The sequence below is a fragment of the Terribacillus sp. AE2B 122 genome (assembly GCF_902497585.1).
In the GTDB taxonomy this organism is placed as follows: domain Bacteria; phylum Bacillota; class Bacilli; order Bacillales; family Amphibacillaceae; genus Terribacillus; species Terribacillus saccharophilus_A.
The window spans coordinates 73,278-89,976 of record NZ_LR700948.1; the positions used below are offsets into that span (position 1 = coordinate 73,278).

21 protein-coding genes are annotated in these 16,699 nt (G+C 43.3%); 18 read left to right on the forward strand and 3 right to left on the reverse strand.

The annotated features are described in order from the left end of the window. Positions 1 to 223: 223 nt before the first annotated feature. The 3 genes from AE2B122_RS15810 to AE2B122_RS15820 are packed head-to-tail and all read left to right on the forward strand — an operon-like array spanning position 224 to position 2,475. Positions 224 to 1,360, forward strand: coding sequence for an FtsK/SpoIIIE domain-containing protein (locus AE2B122_RS15810; protein WP_175074673.1), 1,137 nt, complete (start codon positions 224 to 226; stop codon positions 1,358 to 1,360). Further along, the gene (locus tag AE2B122_RS15815) at positions 1,302 to 1,895 is read left to right on the forward strand and encodes a replication-relaxation family protein (protein ID WP_175074674.1); all 594 of its coding nucleotides are present in this window, start codon (positions 1,302 to 1,304) and stop codon (positions 1,893 to 1,895) included. The genes AE2B122_RS15810 and AE2B122_RS15815 overlap by 59 nt, the downstream gene beginning before the upstream one ends. 28 nt (positions 1,896 to 1,923) lie before the next feature. Further along, entirely contained in the window at positions 1,924 to 2,475 is a 552-nt protein-coding gene (locus tag AE2B122_RS15820; protein ID WP_175074675.1) for a hypothetical protein, read from the forward strand. Between the two features lie 139 nt (positions 2,476 to 2,614). Here AE2B122_RS15820 and AE2B122_RS15825 read toward each other — a convergent pair whose 3' ends face one another. Further along, on the reverse strand, positions 2,615 to 2,827 hold the full coding sequence (locus AE2B122_RS15825) for a helix-turn-helix transcriptional regulator (RefSeq protein WP_175074676.1): 213 nt from the start codon (positions 2,825 to 2,827) through the stop codon (positions 2,615 to 2,617). 587 nt (positions 2,828 to 3,414) lie between these two features. Between AE2B122_RS15825 and AE2B122_RS15830 the strand changes: the two genes are divergently transcribed. The 10 genes from AE2B122_RS15830 (at position 3,415) to yunB (ending at position 11,060) form a co-directional block, all read left to right on the forward strand. Beyond that, entirely contained in the window at positions 3,415 to 3,663 is a 249-nt protein-coding gene (locus tag AE2B122_RS15830; protein ID WP_175074677.1) for a PepSY domain-containing protein, read from the forward strand. Positions 3,664 to 3,888: 225 nt separating this feature from the next. Beyond that, on the forward strand, positions 3,889 to 4,368 hold the full coding sequence (locus AE2B122_RS15835; protein ID WP_095268568.1) for a DUF2975 domain-containing protein: 480 nt from the start codon (positions 3,889 to 3,891) through the stop codon (positions 4,366 to 4,368). A gap of 10 nt (positions 4,369 to 4,378) precedes the next feature. Next, entirely contained in the window at positions 4,379 to 4,591 is a 213-nt protein-coding gene (locus AE2B122_RS15840; RefSeq protein WP_095268569.1) for a helix-turn-helix transcriptional regulator, read from the forward strand. A gap of 132 nt (positions 4,592 to 4,723) precedes the next feature. After that, the gene (locus AE2B122_RS15845; protein ID WP_175074717.1) at positions 4,724 to 5,488 is read left to right on the forward strand and encodes a DUF817 domain-containing protein; all 765 of its coding nucleotides are present in this window, start codon (positions 4,724 to 4,726) and stop codon (positions 5,486 to 5,488) included. A gap of 103 nt (positions 5,489 to 5,591) precedes the next feature. Further along, complete coding sequence (locus AE2B122_RS15850) at positions 5,592 to 6,380, forward strand: SDR family NAD(P)-dependent oxidoreductase (RefSeq protein ID WP_095268570.1); 789 nt, start codon at positions 5,592 to 5,594, stop codon at positions 6,378 to 6,380. 76 nt (positions 6,381 to 6,456) lie between these two features. Continuing rightward, a complete protein-coding gene (locus AE2B122_RS15855) occupies positions 6,457 to 7,272 on the forward strand; it encodes a sulfite exporter TauE/SafE family protein (RefSeq protein ID WP_095218336.1) in 816 nt (271 codons plus the stop codon). Between the two features lie 14 nt (positions 7,273 to 7,286). Next, positions 7,287 to 8,678 (forward strand): bifunctional UDP-sugar hydrolase/5'-nucleotidase, encoded by a 1,392-nt coding sequence (locus tag AE2B122_RS15860; protein WP_095268571.1) that lies wholly within the window; start codon positions 7,287 to 7,289, stop codon positions 8,676 to 8,678. Positions 8,679 to 8,727: 49 nt separating this feature from the next. Beyond that, a complete protein-coding gene (locus AE2B122_RS15865; RefSeq protein WP_095218334.1) occupies positions 8,728 to 9,030 on the forward strand; it encodes a YunC family protein in 303 nt (100 codons plus the stop codon). Positions 9,031 to 9,129: 99 nt separating this feature from the next. Then, positions 9,130 to 10,221, forward strand: a complete 1,092-nt coding sequence (locus AE2B122_RS15870; protein ID WP_095218333.1) for an HD-GYP domain-containing protein — start codon at positions 9,130 to 9,132, stop codon at positions 10,219 to 10,221. Positions 10,222 to 10,274: 53 nt separating this feature from the next. Beyond that, positions 10,275 to 11,060: a sporulation protein YunB gene (yunB, locus tag AE2B122_RS15875; protein WP_095218332.1), complete on the forward strand. Its 786-nt coding sequence runs from the start codon at positions 10,275 to 10,277 to the stop codon at positions 11,058 to 11,060. Between the two features lie 2 nt (positions 11,061 to 11,062). Here yunB and AE2B122_RS15880 read toward each other — a convergent pair whose 3' ends face one another. Next, positions 11,063 to 12,046 carry a M23 family metallopeptidase gene (locus AE2B122_RS15880; RefSeq protein WP_095218331.1) on the reverse strand — a complete coding sequence of 328 codons (984 nt, stop codon included), beginning with the start codon at positions 12,044 to 12,046 and terminating at the stop codon, positions 11,063 to 11,065. Between the two features lie 144 nt (positions 12,047 to 12,190). On the opposite strand from AE2B122_RS15880, the gene AE2B122_RS15885 reads away from it, so the two are divergent. From AE2B122_RS15885 to AE2B122_RS15895, 3 genes are read left to right on the forward strand one after another with little or no spacing between them, the layout of a single operon-like run. Continuing rightward, complete coding sequence (locus tag AE2B122_RS15885) at positions 12,191 to 12,475, forward strand: YutD family protein (RefSeq protein ID WP_095218330.1); 285 nt, start codon at positions 12,191 to 12,193, stop codon at positions 12,473 to 12,475. A 24-nt stretch (positions 12,476 to 12,499) separates the two neighbouring features. Beyond that, complete coding sequence (locus tag AE2B122_RS15890; protein WP_175074678.1) at positions 12,500 to 12,952, forward strand: DUF86 domain-containing protein; 453 nt, start codon at positions 12,500 to 12,502, stop codon at positions 12,950 to 12,952. Continuing rightward, positions 12,939 to 13,706 carry a TIGR01457 family HAD-type hydrolase gene (locus tag AE2B122_RS15895; protein WP_175074679.1) on the forward strand — a complete coding sequence of 256 codons (768 nt, stop codon included), beginning with the start codon at positions 12,939 to 12,941 and terminating at the stop codon, positions 13,704 to 13,706. The genes AE2B122_RS15890 and AE2B122_RS15895 overlap by 14 nt, the downstream gene beginning before the upstream one ends. Positions 13,707 to 13,737: 31 nt before the next feature. Here the strand turns inward: AE2B122_RS15895 and AE2B122_RS15900 are convergent, their stop codons facing one another. After that, on the reverse strand, positions 13,738 to 14,235 hold the full coding sequence (locus AE2B122_RS15900; protein WP_095218327.1) for a phosphatidylglycerophosphatase A: 498 nt from the start codon (positions 14,233 to 14,235) through the stop codon (positions 13,738 to 13,740). A 127-nt stretch (positions 14,236 to 14,362) separates the two neighbouring features. On the opposite strand from AE2B122_RS15900, the gene AE2B122_RS15905 reads away from it, so the two are divergent. Then, positions 14,363 to 15,313 (forward strand): hypothetical protein, encoded by a 951-nt coding sequence (locus AE2B122_RS15905; RefSeq protein WP_095268574.1) that lies wholly within the window; start codon positions 14,363 to 14,365, stop codon positions 15,311 to 15,313. Positions 15,314 to 15,401: 88 nt separating this feature from the next. Continuing rightward, complete coding sequence (locus tag AE2B122_RS15910; RefSeq protein ID WP_095268575.1) at positions 15,402 to 16,697, forward strand: homoserine dehydrogenase; 1,296 nt, start codon at positions 15,402 to 15,404, stop codon at positions 16,695 to 16,697. Positions 16,698 to 16,699: the final 2 nt, after the last annotated feature.

Genomic DNA, 16,699 nt, shown 5'->3' on the forward strand with positions numbered 1-16,699 from the left:
GAATGCAGATACAATCGAATACACGACCTTAGAATCTAGGAGACTCTCATCTTAGCGCTTCTCTTTTAACTTTATTTTCTTTCTTGCTTCGCTCCTAAGATGACCTGTAATTTATCTTCTCTTTTTCCTTGTCCAATCCCTGCTATCAACCCATCGGAATATACAAACGACTATACATCACATGAAGATACGACCGTATATGCAATCGAAAAGAGGGATGCATATGTTTGAAATGGCATTTGCTATTGCCGGCTGCAGCTATATTGCGGCTAGATTGTTCGCACCTGACAGTGACCGTTATAAGATCAAAAAAGCTTTTCGCAATTTGAAATACCGAGTGAAGGACTATGACCCTTCACTGATTCGGACGATTAAGAAAGACGATTATCAGGAGTATGTCTACAACGTGCCGTATGGATTGATAGACGATTCAAAGCTGCAGCCTGTGCTCGAGAAAACGCTTGACCGCCCTGTGCATGTGTATTTTGATGGGAAGCTTCATGTGAGAGTGTATAAAAGCAGCATACCGAAAAGGATTGCTTACAATTGGCAGCAGAGTGACGGTTGGACGTTCCCAATCGGAGTTGGTCTTTCAGGAATGGTGACGCATGATTTTGATAAAGTCCCTCACATGACGGTCGCTGGAGCAACGAGACAGGGTAAAACAGTGCTGCTGAAGTTAATCCTTGCCCACTTGATTTCAAACCATCCTGATGATGCGGAAATCTACATTGTGGATATGAAAGGCGGCTTGGAGTTTGGACCATATGAAAGGATGAAGCAGATCAAACGCGTGGCCAGCTCAGTAGACGAAGCCGGCGAACTATTTGAACATATCCTTGCTGAGATGCGGCAGCGGATGAAGATGTTCAGGGAAAAGGAATACACCAATATCCTGGACACTGATTTGAAAAGAAGGACTTTCATCATAGTCGATGAGGGCGCAGAATTAACGCCATCTGCTTTCCACACCAAAGACGAGAAGAAAGTATACCAGTATTGCCAGCAAGCTCTGTCAGAGATCACACGCATCGCAGGTGCCATGGGGTACCGAAATATATTCTGTACGCAATATCCAACAGCTGACACGCTGCCGCGACAGGTAAAGCAGAATAGTGATGCTAAGATTAGTTTTCGACTACCGACTGAAGTAGCCAGCCGTGTGGCTATCGATGAATCTGGAGCAGAACAGATAAGCAACGTGGGCCGGGCAATTTACCGGACACATGAGCGACAGGAGATTCAGGTACCGTATGTCAGCGACGAAGAGATAAAAGAAAAATTGGGGAGGTACATGGAAGATGTTACAGGCCGAGAAGAGAAGGTTACGCGAAGAAAAGATATTGTCCACTTTGGATAGCCTTGGTTTTGCAACCCGTAAACAGCTACAGCTTATTGAGCAACTGGGCGGAGATCGTAATGCTCACAGGATCCTAAAGGAGATGGAGCAAGATAAACTGATTGGCAGCCAAAGGACAGAACAGAAGGTTTACTATGTGGCTGCCCGAGGAAGAGATGCGATCGGAAGCACAAAAGATGAATTGAGAACAGGTAAGATGAAACATACCCTTATGCGTAACGAGATGTACATTAAGCTCGGAATGCCTGGAGACTGGCGTAATGAGGTCCCTGTCACATGGGGACAGAACAAGCTTATTCCGGATGCGATGTATCACTTAAAGGGTGAAGTACATTTTGTAGAGGTCGATAATACACAGCCTATGAGGTCTAACTATGAAAAGATTAAGCGGTACAGTGAACTATCCAGATTGATTTTTGAATCTCAGAAGCACCTGCCTACGTTAATATGGTGCACGATATCCGCCTCAAGGAAAGCTAAGTTGGAAGAATCATGTAAAAAAGCAGCTGTAAAATGCAAGGTTATAATGGTATGATTTAGGTAAATAGTATTAGGGGGTACTTATGAAACAGTTGGTATTTGGACTCATATTATTGCTCTGCTTAGTCGGATGTAGCTCTGCGCAAGGTGAAGGTGGTGCAAGAGGCACTGCCGAAGATTACATGGATGCAGTCAAGTCTGGAAGCGATGAAGCAAGCGATTATATAGATTGGGAAGCTGAAGGATTTATTGATGTTTTTGATTATGAATATTTAGAAACCATTGATGAAACCGAAATACAAGACACACAAGTTTACTCATACGATCTATGGCACGACGTGTACGCTGAAGACTACGCCACTTTTGATGACTTTAAAGAATTTGAAAAAGAGCTCTTCCATAATGTTAAAGGTGATTATGAAATAATACAGGATAATCAAGAAACACTTGAGTTGTGGGATGGCAAATCATACAAAACTAAATACACGCTTTTATACAATGTTGAAATAGCAAATGAATTTGGAGAAAAAATATACAAAAAAGCTGAGATAACCCTTTCGCCTGATTTAGTTATGCGAGATGGGGACGATGAATTTGTAGAAGGATTTGTAGTATCTGATATTTATTTAAGATAAGGGCCTTGTGGGGGCCTTTTTTATTTCCATATTTTACAACTTAAATATGGAATAACATTCCTGTATAGTAATAACAAAGGAAATACTTTCTCATTGAGAAAGTATCGCTCCGGGAAGGGTTACAATCACCCTCTGCCGTTTAGCACTCAATCCATTCGTACAGATCTTCTGCTGAGCAATTAAGAATACGCGCGGCAAGTACAGCATGGTTAAATCTCATTTCACTCGTACCTGATTTCCACTTTGACACAGTTCCTTCAGTTACTCCCATGCGTCTTGCAAACTCTGCCTGGTTCATTCTGCGATCTGTAAGGATTAAAGATAAACGACACTTCCCTTTCCGGAGTGCCATAGTTTACCTCCTTAAGCAGCTATTAAAAGTATAACTTCACGGAGAAAAAATTGGAAGGAAGGTTTGCATCATGAATGTGCTGATTGATGAAGAGTATCACGAATGCGGTTATAAGTACAAGAGGAAGAAAGTGATTGATATCGAACACAACATGCACACAGTGATCTTAGTATGCCGTCAATGCAAGCATACTGTGGAGTTAAACAAAAAAGACCTCCCTAAGGAGGTCTGAGCTTGCCCACGTTCTGCCCACCAATTGCCCAACAACCTAGAACATCATAGAATATCCTATCCCAAACACCCTATTAAAAATGCTAGTTTTAAGCTATTTAGTACCTTCTATCTTCCTATATAATAGGCGCAAATAATCAAATTCGAGATGGAAGGTTCTATCGGTTAATAAACGTAATATTTATTTGAAGAAGACGAACTTTTGAAGTTCGTCTTCTTTTTTGTGAAAAAATAAAGAAAGACAAGGGAAATAGGAATCTACTGCTTTTTCTTACGTAGACTTTAGTTTAGGAACATTAAACTTGTTAGTTGTATAAAAATAAATGAGTTCAACTTTCGTGAGGAGGAAGATTCCTATGGATCAAGATTATTCTTATAACAGCAAGCAATTACCAATGCAGAGACAAAGAATCACAATGCAACAAGCACAAGAAAGAGCCCTTCAAAGAGTACCTGGAAGCGTAATGCATGTAGATATGGACCTAGAAAATGGTGTTTTAGTTTATGAGGTATTCATTATGACAGCACAAGGAATGATTTATGAAGTAGAGATACTAGCCAAAAACGGCAGAATACTAAAAATTGAACAAGAAAATGATGATTGATATCTGAAGGCACTAATAAGAAGGAATAAGGTGCATAAGCCGAACTGTTCACTTCCTATAAATATCGTAAGGTCCAATTTAGCATATAAGGCATTCTTTCTTGCCGAGAATGCTTTTTTATTTGTCTATTTCAATAAAAAAACGTTATTATACAGTAATTATTTATTGTAAAACGATAAATAATGTATTAATATCATAAATAAGAAATTCAAGTGAGGTGCTCTTATGAAACGTGAAACACTCTTTTTAAAGCTGGCTGTCTTTCTAATGGCATTGCCGGTTCTTGCAATATGTATTTTTGCAATTCCGAATATAGCTTTTGGTTCGGCAGATTATTATCCGGAAGTAGAATTTTTAAAATATCCTGCTTTGGTTGGATTGTATGTAACGGCATTGGCATATTTTCTAGCTCTATATCAGTCTTTCCGCCTGCTTGGTTATATTGACAAAAATATAGCTTTTTCCGATTTGTCTGTTAAGGCATTAAAGAATATTAAACACTGCGCTATAACTATCAGTATTGTTTACGTAATACTTCTGCCGCTAATTTATGTCGTTGCAGAGAGAGACGATGCTCCAGGACTTATTTTAGTAGGAATGGCACTTATCTTCGCACCGTTAGTAGTAGCAATCTTTGCTGCTGTCCTGCAAAAGCTGCTGAAAAATGCCATTGATATTAAATCAGAAAATGACTTAACGGTCTGAGGTGAGAAATATGGCGATAATTATAAATATAGATGTAATGCTGGCAAAAAGAAAAATGAGTGTAACCGAACTGTCCGAGAAGGTTGGGATCACGATGGCCAATCTATCTATCTTAAAGAACGGAAAAGCAAAAGCAATTCGAATATCAACGTTAGAGGCTATTTGTAAGGCTTTGGATTGTCAGCCAGGAGATATACTGGAATACCAAAATGATGAAGTGTAATGAAGTAGCGCAAATGTGGTAAGAGGAAGAAAGTACTGGAGGGATAAAGCTATGTATAGAAATCGCAATCTGACTTACTATGCAGGACAGGAATTACCGGCATTCCAAAAGAGAACATTAGCTTCAAGAATGCTGGGAGCATTAACGCAGCTCGTTCGTTTTGGCTGGGATCAGGCATTATCATGTTTGTTTCCGGTCGTGATTTTTGCTTCTTTGGCTCTGACTCAAGTAATTCCGCTTCCCTTCCTGCCGCGCTATGACTGGCTGCTAGTTATCTGTCTCCTGATGCAATGGCTGATGCTGCGTTCCGGACTAGAAACACGGGATGAACTAAAAGTGATTACAGTGTTCCACATTATTGGTCTTGCGCTCGAATTGTTCAAGGTACATATGGGTTCCTGGTCTTATCCCGAAGAAGGCCACTTCAAAATCTTCGGCGTTCCTTTGTATAGCGGCTTCATGTACGCAAGTGTTGCGAGTTATCTCTGCCAGGCTTGGAGAAGACTTAAAGTAGATCTTATTCAGTGGCCCCCGTATCTCGTTGTGGTTCCACTTGCAGCTGCTATTTACTTGAATTTCTTCCTTCATCATTTCTGGATTGATATTCGGTGGATTCTATCCGGGCTGGTACTTATCGTCTTTTGGCGAGCATGGGTTACTTACGAGGTTGGTGGAATTCGTTATAAAATGCCGCTCGTACTTTCCTTTGTACTTATCGGCTTTTTTATCTGGGTAGCTGAGAATATTGCAACATTCTTCGGAGCTTGGGAATATCCGAACCAAACGGAAGCATGGAGCCTTGTTCATTTAGGGAAGGTGAGCTCATGGCTATTATTAGTAATTGTCAGCTTCCTTATTGTAGCTACGCTGAAGAAGTTTAAGGGAAGAACCACATAAATTTATTTAGCAAACTGCATTTAGCAAAGCGAGAGATAAATGTTTGGTTATAACTTCGACTGGGAACATTTCCTTATGTGAAGAATCAAAGGAGATGAAGTCCATGAGTTATAATTTAGAAGGCAAAGTAGCAATCGTGACTGGTGCCAATGATGGTATCGGCTTGGAGACAGTGAAGGCATTTTTGAAAGAGGGAGCGAAAGTTGTCGGTGTCAGCTTGACGTTGGATAATGTGAAAGATATTGCAGATCATTCTTCTTTCCTGCCACTGGAGCTGGATCTGACTGATGAAGGTGCTGCTGACAAAGTGGTCGAAGCGGCTGTTTCTCATTTCGGAAAGCTTGACATCCTAGCGAATGTTGCGGGGATTGCCATCTATAAAGATAGTTTCATGGATGTAACGTTGGATATATGGAAAGAGACTTTCGAGACGAATTTATTTGCTGTCGTAGCATTAACGAAAGCGGCTATTCCGGAACTGAAGAAACAGCCTGGGGCGAGTATCGTCAATGTAGCATCTGAGAGCGGACACGTGCCGGATTCGTTTGCGATTGATTACAGCGGCAGCAAAGCAGCTATTCTTAATCTGACACAAGCCTTATCAGATGAGTTTGGCGGAGATATCCGTGTGAATGTCGTGTCACCAGGTCCGACTCGTACAACGATGTGGAATAAGCCAGGCGGTATGGTCGATATGCTTAGTGATATGTTCGATAAAGAAGGAGAGGAAGCGGTCAGCTACTTCGCGAAGGAAGTCCGTCAAATTCCGCGCGGTGAGATTGGGAAACCTGAAGAGATTGCCAATGTGATTGTCTTCTTAGCTTCTGATAAAGCGACGTATGTCACTGGAGCAGAATTCCCAGTAAACGGCGGGTCGGTCAAATACAAATAATTTCTGTTATAATGGTATGACTGCGGTATGCAGTCATACTTTTTTTATTACAGTTGAAAAGATGGAAGGGATACACATGGTATTTGCCGTAAGTTTACTAATAGGACTTCTTGCAGCAGCGCTTGGCAGTCTGGTAGGTTTGGGAGGAGGAATCATCCTTGTACCGTCGCTGCTGATTTTGAGCAACTTCTGGGATGAATTCAGCTGGGCTACACCACAAGCAATCGTTGGTGTGTCTGTCATCTTTATGATTTTTACTGGCCTGACTTCTACGCTGACATATATGAAAAGCGGACGGGTTGATTACAAAAGCGGACTCATTTTCCTAGCTGGAGGAATGCCAGGAGCTATTCTTGGGTCATTCCTGAATCGTTTTATTTCGGGTGATGGTTTCTCGTTATACTTTGGTATACTTGTGCTGCTTGTTTTCTTTATGTTCTTCGTAAAACGTAAGGAACGTGAAGTGATTAATCCAAAAGGCATCATCGTTACAAAAGAGATTAACGGAACCACGTATACATATAGCTTCCGATTCATGGCAGCATTTGTACTGTCCTTGTTTGTCGGACTGCTTTCTGGTATGTTCGGAATTGGCGGAGGCAGTTTTATGGTGCCTGCCATGATTCTCTTATTCGGATTTCCAGCGCATGTTGCTGTTGCCACAAGCATGCTTATGGTATTCTTCCTCAGTATCGTTAGTACCGTTATGCATATATCCCTGGGACATGTGGAATGGAACGTTGTATGGGCCTTTATTCCAGGTGCGATTATTGGCGGGTTCCTCGGTGCGAGGATTAACCAGATGCTGAAAGGTAATACTGTCGTTTGGATATTGCGTATCATGCTCGTATTAGTTGCTGTCCGTTTGATTTGGGACGGTTTGTCGTCATAAAGGAGTAGAGAAGGATGCAGGAAAAGCTGACTATCAACTACACAAATGATTTGCATAGCTATTTCGAGAACTGGCCAAAGATTGTCGGCTATCTGAAGGAAAATAAACAAAGGCTTAAAGATGCAGGTGAGACATGCTGGCTTGTTGATATCGGTGATCATGTCGATCGATCACGTCCGATTGCGGAAGCATTCCGAGGCAAGGCCAATATCAGCCTGCTGAACGAAGCTGGCTACGATTTCGCAACAATTGGCAATAATGAAGGCATCACACTTGATTATGATGACCTTTATCATTTGTACGATGAAGCAGAATTCCGTGTTGCAGTTGCAAACCTTCATTCACAGACCGAGGAAGATCCGAGCTGGATGGAGTCGTCCTGGGTGGTCGAAACTGCTGGCGGTGTAAAAGTCGGCATGATCGGATTAACAGCGCCGTTTCCGGATTTCTATAATCTGATCGGCTGGAATGTACAAGATCCGATGGAAGTCCTGAAGCGGGAAATTAGTTCGCTTCGATCTTCTTGCGATGTGGTTGTTTTGCTTTCCCACCTCGGAATTTATGCAGACAGGGACATAGCTGCTGCTTTTCCTGAGATTGATGTAATCGTTGGCGGGCATACCCATCACTTACTCCATGAAGGGGAATTTGTGAATCAATGTCTGATTACGACTGCTGGTAAGCAGGGCTTCCATTTCGGAGAAGTGGAAATCATCTGGGACACAGAACAGGGATGCATTATCGATAAGCGAGCCAGGGCAATTCCTGTGGCAGATTTGGAAGATGATACAGACACAGCGGAGCATGTTGCTATTTATTCGGAAAATGCAGCAAAAGCAATGCATCGTCCTGCCGTCGTTCTGCCAGATCCGATGCCTTGTGTTCCTTATGAAGATTCCCGTGTAATGGATCTCCTGACCGATTATCTGCGCAGATGGACGAAGGCAGATCTTGCTTTTCTAAACGCAGGGGTGCTACTGGATAGCTTTCCTGCAGGAGCCGTATCTTATATGGATATTCATCGGATTTGTCCGCATCCGATAAATCCGGCTACAGTTCCGTTAACTGGAGAAGCACTGGAGCAAATCGTAAATGCTGCATTACAGCCTGATTTCGTTTCATTCCCTCTTAAGGGCTTTGGTTTCCGCGGAAAGGTGATCGGTAAGATGATCTACAGCGGACTGACGTTCGACATTACGGGAACAGAAGCAAAACCCGTGGCTGTAAACTTGAAGATACACGGTATGCCGTTGGATCCTAACAAGCTTTATCTAACGGCAATGGCGGATACCTTCACTTTCGGCAGCTTGCTGCCAAATATAAAGCAGGCAGAAGGTAAGAAATATTTCATGCCTGAAATGCTGCGGGATTTACTTCTGGAAGCATTTAAAGAAATAGAAAAATAGCAAACACCTCCGTTTCTCCTACATAGGATATAACGGAGGTGTATTTAAATTGATGACTGTAGAACCTTTATTTCTAGAAGGTAAGCCTTTTACCGCTGTGACTGTAAAATTGCCGAAAACAACCTTGCTCGTTGTGTCGAATGATGTCGGTTATATTATGTGCGGAGCACTGGACGTAGATTTGCTGAATGAAAAGCTGGCAGATCGCAATATTATATCTGGCAGGGCAGTCGGAGTTAAGACAATCGAGCAACTGCTTGCAGCACCGCTTGAAAAGGTAACAGAAGCATCAGCTGCGTATGGCTGGAAACCTGGAATCATAGGAAAAGAAGCATTACTTCTCCTACCTTAAAAAAATTGTCGAAGTGCGTCCCCTCAATCTAGATTGTTTTCCGTTTTTCTGGTACTATTTTATCAGAATGGAATGTCGGAGAAGATAAGGGGTACGTAAATGAGACTAGTTTCGACAAAATCGGTAAAGCCCGGCAGTAAGCTCGCTCAACCCGTATATAATGATAAAGGCAGTGTTCTCATCCAGCGAGATGTGGAGTTGACAGTAAATATTATCGATCGCTTAAGAGAGCTGCGATATACCTATGTCTATATCAGAGATGACAGGCTGCAGGACATCGAGCTTTACTTCTCCACTTCCAATGAAAAACGGCTAAAAGCGATGCAGGTTATCCATAAGAGCTTTCAGGAAATCAAGAAGAATGATAATGGCCGATATCTGACCGAAAAGATGACAGATAAAATTACGAGCTCCATCCAAGAGATGGTCAGCAATTTGCGGCCAAAACGCCAAACATTGACGATTCTTTCCGATATGCTCATATATGATGATTATATTTTCTCTCATTCAGTAAATGTGGCATTATATGCGATGGCCATCGCCAATGAAATGAAACTTCCTGTTTCTGTTGTAGAGGAAATCGGTTTTGGTGCGATCCTGCATGATGTAGGCAAGATGTTCGTTCCGCAGGAAGTATTGCAAAAGACCGGCAAACTAACTGACTCGGAATTCGAGCAAATCAAGGAACACACAACAAAGGGTTTCCATTATTTGCGCAAGATGAACAATATCCCTCTGGTAGTCGCGCATTGTGCATACCAGCATCATGAACGGATAAATGGCTCCGGTTACCCACGAGGTATTAGCGGGTCGGATATTCACTTGTATGCGAAAATCATAGGTATAGCAGATGTCTTTGATGCTGTGACGAGCAACCGTGTTTACCGGGATGCGATGCTGCCGCATGAAGGTTTGGAAATACTGTTTGCAGGTGCAGGGGATCAGTTCGATATGGAGATGGTTGAGGCTTTCAAGCGAAGTGTTGCAATCTACCCGACTGGACTTACTGTTCGCCTGAGTGATGGACGGATGGGAATCGTGATACGTCAAAATGAAGACATCAATACAAGGCCGATTATCCGGATTCTTCAGGAAGCGGATGGTACAGAACCTGTGCCGTATGAAGTGGACTTGTATGTGCATTTGAATATAACGGTTGTAGCTTGTTCGACATCTGCTGAGATGAACTAGCTAATTCTAAGCCCCCTTGGTCAAGCATATGCTTGATTCGAGGGGGTTTTTTCATGCGTCCATGGCAGCGCAGAGCTTCTAAAGCATCACCTTCCTTTCGTCATGTGTTTCTGATGACCCTGCTGCTTTTCATGCTATTCACTAGTTTAAGCCTTTGGCTTGTGAATAGGGGCTTGGAGCCGACACTTATGGCAATTGCAGAAACAAAGACAGAGCAATTTGCTAAACAGGCGATAAACCAGGCTGTACAGGCAGAAAAGGAAGCGGATTTGGACTTGAATGCATTTGTGCAAGTTGAGAAAGATACGAATGGAAATGTTACACATGCCAGCTGGGATGCAGCAACTGTAAATGAGGTGCTGCGGAAAGTGACCTTCCGTGTACAAAACTATCTGCGGCTGATGGAGGATGGCGAGATGCCGGCTGTCAGTGAGGAACAGCTGGCTGAAGAAGCAGCAGCTGACGTTATTCAGGAGAAGTTGGAGGAGGATCCGACACTTGTCGATATACCACTTGGTCAAGCAACCAATAATGCTTTGCTTGCTAATCTTGGTCCGCGGATTCCGGTAAAATTCGAAATGATTGGCTATGTAGAGTCAGGTGTTGATGTAAAGGTGGAAGAGTACGGCATAAATAATGCGATGTTTGTATTTATGGTCGAAATTAAAGCGAATGTCCGAATCATCATTCCATTTTCTACGAAGACGACAACTGTAACGCAGGATGTTTTGTTGGGAAGTACGGTCATCCAAGGGCAAGTGCCGGAATTCTATAACAATGGAGGAGAGTCCGGATCATCTCCATCTTTCTCCATTCCAATGCAAAAGGAAGGCGAATAAATTCAGCCTTCCCTTTTTTGCTGTTTGGATTTTTGTTCCCAAATTCGAAGGTATGGATATGGATCAAAGGAAAACTCTGAGCGTCCATTGTCCTTATACATGCCGTAATGCAAGTGAGGCGGGAATTTACCTGATGTTCCTGGCGGTCCATAGCCGCTTGCGCCTACATACCCTATTACATCTCCAGGTTTGACGACATTCCCGACGGATACACCTTTTTCGAATCCGTTCAAATGGGCATAGTAGTGATAGATATTATTGCTATCCCGAAGACCGATACGCCAGCCGCCATACAAATTCCAGCCTTTCAGTTCGATAACGCCGTATGTCGTCGCATATACGGGTACTCCGTAGTTAGCGAAGATGTCCGTACCTTCATGAATCCTTCTGCCGCCAAATCCGCGTGCATCTCCCCATGTATTGCGATAGCTGTAATTATGATGAAGCGGAAGCGGGAAAGAGCGTTTATCCAGCTCTATTGTACCGAACTTCTCATACAGCTTGGCAGTATTCATGATCGTCTGTACAGTAAGATCACGCTCATAATAATGCCATAGGGCTATCTTGATATCGTTTTTCGTCGTTCCAATTCGCTGGATAAAAGAGGCCATCGTGTAGAGTACATCTTCTGGATTATCTGGATCAGCCTGTTTGTCTCCATCTCCATCACGCCCTAATCCTTGAAACCATAGAATGGAGGATTCGTCTGCCAGCTGTCCGTGTGAAGCAGCCCCAAACCATTTTTCTTCTGGGATTTCGATCGCAATCAGTTTCTCTTCTTTGGATTGTGTCGGGAGATTATGCTCGTACTGATCAATTGCAGCTAAATAATACCAAGGAAGTCCTGCGGCAGCTGCTGTTTTCTTATAAAGCGCCATGCGATCCTGCTTTGCTTTATTTACGTTTTCTTCACCTTTTGCAGAGGCAGAGAACGGGAAACTGCTTAGCAGGAGAATTAGCAGCATGGCAATGTGTATCTTTTTCATGTGCTGCTCACCTTTCCTTACACGTTTGCTGTTAGTTTGTACAGAGATCAGAATTTCATGAGTAATGATCATTAGATGAGAAGAAGGAATGCGAAAATATAAAAGAAATATGCTACACTAGAAGCAAGATAGGGGAGTCGATAGATGGTGAAAACAACAGTACAAGGCAAGCACTATGAAGTGGTGCAGGATGTGAAGGAAGCCTTTCAGGAACAGGCATTCCAAAACCGCTATAGCGAAATCCTGACTAAATATGATTACATTGTCGGTGACTGGGGGTATGAGCAGCTTCGTCTAAAAGGATTCTTTGATGACGATAACCCAAAATCCACCTTCGATACGAAAATCAGCACATTGGAAGATTATTTGTATGAGTATTGCAATTTTGGCTGCGCATATTTTGTCGTGAAAAAAGTTTCGGCAAAGTGAATGCGTGAGAGAGGGGCAAATACGATGTACTTTGTAGATAAAAGAAAGATAGAAGCAATCCTTACATATATGGAAGAGCTGCTGGGAGTAGAGATACCTCATTCTGCGGGGCTAACAGGCAAGCTTGCTGCAGAACGGCGGGCACAGCTTTTGATTGAAGGTATACTGGATACTGGCAACAGTGTAATTGACGGATTTATCATGCGTGATCCAGGCAGCTATGATGATATTATCGATATCCTAGCTGATGAAAAGGTAATAGAGGAAGATACTGCACCAGCCTTTAAAGAAGTGATTGGGCTGCGTAAAATGCTGACTGCAGAATATCAGCATGTGGATCACCAAAGACTTGCAGATACGATGGAGAAACATCACGGTTTGCTTAAACAATATGTAGAATGGGTTAGAGCATATCTGGTGGACGAGACGCGGACAGCTTCCGCTTTTGCAAGGAGCAGCCAAGATGAAAGCATATGATGGGTATCTGATCGATTTAGACGGAACGATGTATCTAGGTAAGGAGCGGATTGAAGCTGCACCAGGATTCATTCAAAGACTAAAGGATGCTGATAAAAAGCATCTTTTCGTGACGAATAATTCCACGCGCACACAGGAGCAAGTAGCTGCTAAGCTTCGCCAAATGGATATTGCAGCTGAACCGGAGGATGTGTTTACGACGAGCATGGCTACGGCAGCATTCATCCGTGAGCACAATCCAGCTGCCCGGGTATTTGCTATTGGTGAAGAAGGGTTGTTCGATGCCTTGGAGAAAGAGGAGCTTACCTTAGCTGAAGAAAACTGTGATTATGTTGTGATCGGTCTTGATACATCGATTACGTATGAGAAGCTGGCAAAGGCTTGTCTGCTTGTTCGAGCAGGAGCAAAGTTTCTCTCCACGAACAGTGACAGAGCACTTCCTACTGATGCCGGCTTGATGCCGGGCAATGGAGCGATCACAGCTGTCATTTCTGTCAGCACTGGTATTGAACCGACCTTCATCGGCAAACCAGAGAATATCATGATGGAGCAAGCAAGGAAGCTATTAGATTTGAACAAGGAACAAGTTCTTATGGTAGGGGATAACTACCTGACCGATATAACTGCAGGTATCCGAGCGGGTATGGATACACTGATGGTTTGTACCGGTTTTACAAGAAGAGAGGAACTCCCTTTCCTTGATCCGAAGCCAACATATACGATCGATACGTTAACCGAATGGGAATTCAAATAAGAGCAGCCTTTCATAAGGCCGCTCTTTTTGTTTATCCGTCAATATTTTCTTCGTCGTTCTGACTGTGCGCAAGCCTACTGGCTGCCGCCGCTGCGATAGCACCTACAATGTCATCCAGGAAAGTGTGGCATTCCCCGCTGCTTTTATCATTCAGCTTGGCCAAAATGCCGGGTTTCTGTTTGTCGATATAGCCATAGTTCGTAAATCCGATTGATCCATATAAGTTAATAATGGAGAGTGCAATCACTTCGTCTATTCCATACAAGCTCTCGTCTCTCGCCAGATTATCCTGCAGCGGCTGTTCCAGTTTTCCTTGTTCGGTTAGTACGTCAAGCTGGATTCCTGTCAGGATGGCGTTTTGTACCTCTCTTTTTGACAATACGCGTTCCACATTATAAATGCACCGGTCCATCGTTAGGCCAGGGTAATATTTCTCTTGCAGAAAATGTACCAGCTCCGCGATGTCTTCTACTTGTACACCTCGTTCGATAAGCCATTCCCGTGCTTTTTTCTCTAATTCAGCAGTCATAAGATCACTTCGCCTTTCTATGTATAATTCTGTTAGCAGTATACCCTTCTAACCTATGCGCCAACCGTCAGCTCTGGAACATGTTTTTTACCGATGCTTCATAAAATGTATCAGGAGGTGTTTGCTCGTGTTGCAGTTGATGCAGCAATATATACCAGGGTTCACCGGGAAGCCGGTTTCCTATCGGAATTATCACGCTTATCAGACAACAGAACGGTTATATGTCATTATACCAGCAAGAACGGATCAAGACAGTTATTATGAACTGGCTGCTATCACCGTTTATATGCAGGAAGCAGGTTTTCCGCGTCTCGCTCAGCCGATGCTGACAACAGAAGGTCAGATATTGACTGTTTATGAAAATACAGCTTATCTCGTGGTAGAGATGCCGCCGCCTTATTCAAGAAGTCTGGATGCGCATGGTGCAGAGCTTGCTGCCTTCCATCAGCTAGGTGCCGGCTGTCCGTTTGCACCAGATACACTATCCAGCTACGGGAAATGGAGTGATCTATGGACTGTGCGGCTGTCGCAGGCAGAAAGACTTTATTCAAACATCTATCAAAAACGACCACTTGTTCATGAAGAACGTGTATTTCTGGACACTTTTCACTATGTAATCGGCAGGACGGAGCTTGCCATTCAATACTTGAATGAAACAAGCAATGAGTTCCGTTTTACAGACTATGATCAGCCGACCACGGTATTCACGAAATACCAATCTGAACTGGCAGATACATATGTGCTGCCGCATAGCATCATTTATGACCATCCAGCTCGTGATTTAGCAGAATATATGAGGACTGCTTTTTGTGCGGAGGAAGAGATGGAAACGGGTGAATTTCTCCAATCTTATATGCAGCAGCGCCCGCTCTCTGTATTTGGAATGAGAGTGCTGTATGCCAGGTTGATCATGCCACTTCATCTTTTCGATCAAATCGAGAAAGGTTTAACTGGAAAAGCGTATGAAACACTTATCATGCAGCAAAGCAAATACGAGCAGCGTCTGGCCGGATTATTCGATCACATGCAGGTTGATACTCGCTCTCTTGAGATACCTATGTTGGAAAATTATTTGTAAAGTTGGTTGCGATAGTAGATTGATAGAGTTATAATGTCCTTTATACAAAAACATTTGTTTATTTCAGGTGGACAGGAGGCTGGATGAGATGAAACAAAAGATACAAATCGGCTTATGCGGCCTTGGTACAGTCGGAAGCGGTGTGGTTCAGATTTTACAGGATCACCAAGAGCAGATTCGTTATAAACTCGGCTGTGAAGTGGAAGTAGCGAAAGTGCTCGTCAAAAACAAGGAAAAGAAACGCGAATATATCAAGGATGCTTCCATCCTTACGATGGAGGCTTCTGATATTACGGATAACCCTGACATTGACATCGTTGTCGAAGTGATGGGCGGCATGGAGGATACGTATCAGCTGATGGAACGCAGTATCCGAAACCGCAAGCATATCGTGACTGCCAATAAAGACTTGATGGCAGAGCATGGTGACAAGCTGTTTGCACTGTCCCAGGAATATGATACGGATATTTACTATGAAGCTAGTGTGGCCGGCGGAATTCCAATCCTTCGTTCGCTCAGTGACGGCCTTGCTTCAGATAAGATTGAGAAAGTGATGGGTATCGTCAACGGAACGACGAATTTCATCCTCACGAAAATGACAGATGAAAACCTATCTTTTGAAACAGTGCTAAAGGAAGCGCAGGCTCTTGGATTTGCTGAAGCTGATCCAACTTCAGATGTTGAAGGTTTGGATGCAGCCCGTAAGATGACATTACTGGCAAATTTGGCATTTAAGATGCCTGTGGCATATAGTGATGTCCAAGTTGCAGGTATCACTTCCGTATCCCAGGAAGATATCGAGTTTGCCGGAAAGCTAGGCTATATTGTGAAGCTGATCGGTATTGCAGCAATAGATGATGGAAAAGTAGAAGTGAGCGTCGAGCCTACTTTGCTGCCGGAAGCACATCCACTGGCACAGGTGAAAAATGAGTTCAATGCTGTTTATGTGTATGGACACGCAGTCGGCGAGACGATGTTTTATGGTCCGGGTGCTGGTGGGCTGCCAACAGCGACAGCCGTCGTTTCCGATCTGATGGAGGTCATCAAGAATATCCGCTTAGGTGTCAGCGGTAAGGCTTATGTGCAACCTCAATATAAAACTGCTTTAAAGGATAATACTGAAAAGCATGCCAAGTATTTCATTCGTGTAGAAGCAGAGGATCAGACAGGTGCGTTCCACGCCGTTACGAATGTGTTTGCAGGTCAGGATGTCTCGTTTGCTAAAATCCTTCAGCTGCCTCATAGCAAATCGAAAACAGCAGAAGTCGTCATGGTGACACATAAACATAGCAAGCAGCAAATCGAAAACAGCATACAGCAGCTGGAGCAATTGAGCGTCGTGAAACGCGTAATCAGCTGTTATCGTGTAGACGGAGAGGATTGAGA

Bases quoted from the DNA above. Each gene is read 5' to 3' on its own strand.
- AE2B122_RS15810 (WP_175074673.1), top strand. From the start codon at position 224: ATGTTTGAAATGGCATTTGCTATTGCCGGCTGCAGCTATATTGCGGCT.
- AE2B122_RS15815 (WP_175074674.1), top strand. From the start codon at position 1,302: ATGTTACAGGCCGAGAAGAGAAGGTTACGCGAAGAAAAGATATTGTCC.
- AE2B122_RS15820 (WP_175074675.1), top strand. From the start codon at position 1,924: ATGAAACAGTTGGTATTTGGACTCATATTATTGCTCTGCTTAGTCGGA.
- AE2B122_RS15825 (WP_175074676.1), bottom strand. From the start codon at position 2,827: ATGGCACTCCGGAAAGGGAAGTGTCGTTTATCTTTAATCCTTACAGAT.
- AE2B122_RS15830 (WP_175074677.1), top strand. From the start codon at position 3,415: ATGGATCAAGATTATTCTTATAACAGCAAGCAATTACCAATGCAGAGA.
- AE2B122_RS15835 (WP_095268568.1), top strand. From the start codon at position 3,889: ATGAAACGTGAAACACTCTTTTTAAAGCTGGCTGTCTTTCTAATGGCA.
- AE2B122_RS15840 (WP_095268569.1), top strand. From the start codon at position 4,379: ATGGCGATAATTATAAATATAGATGTAATGCTGGCAAAAAGAAAAATG.
- AE2B122_RS15850 (WP_095268570.1), top strand. From the start codon at position 5,592: ATGAGTTATAATTTAGAAGGCAAAGTAGCAATCGTGACTGGTGCCAAT.
- AE2B122_RS15855 (WP_095218336.1), top strand. From the start codon at position 6,457: ATGGTATTTGCCGTAAGTTTACTAATAGGACTTCTTGCAGCAGCGCTT.
- AE2B122_RS15860 (WP_095268571.1), top strand. From the start codon at position 7,287: ATGCAGGAAAAGCTGACTATCAACTACACAAATGATTTGCATAGCTAT.
- AE2B122_RS15870 (WP_095218333.1), top strand. From the start codon at position 9,130: ATGAGACTAGTTTCGACAAAATCGGTAAAGCCCGGCAGTAAGCTCGCT.
- yunB (WP_095218332.1), top strand. From the start codon at position 10,275: ATGCGTCCATGGCAGCGCAGAGCTTCTAAAGCATCACCTTCCTTTCGT.
- AE2B122_RS15880 (WP_095218331.1), bottom strand. From the start codon at position 12,046: ATGAAAAAGATACACATTGCCATGCTGCTAATTCTCCTGCTAAGCAGT.
- AE2B122_RS15885 (WP_095218330.1), top strand. From the start codon at position 12,191: ATGGTGAAAACAACAGTACAAGGCAAGCACTATGAAGTGGTGCAGGAT.
- AE2B122_RS15890 (WP_175074678.1), top strand. From the start codon at position 12,500: ATGTACTTTGTAGATAAAAGAAAGATAGAAGCAATCCTTACATATATG.
- AE2B122_RS15895 (WP_175074679.1), top strand. From the start codon at position 12,939: ATGAAAGCATATGATGGGTATCTGATCGATTTAGACGGAACGATGTAT.
- AE2B122_RS15900 (WP_095218327.1), bottom strand. From the start codon at position 14,235: ATGACTGCTGAATTAGAGAAAAAAGCACGGGAATGGCTTATCGAACGA.
- AE2B122_RS15910 (WP_095268575.1), top strand. From the start codon at position 15,402: ATGAAACAAAAGATACAAATCGGCTTATGCGGCCTTGGTACAGTCGGA.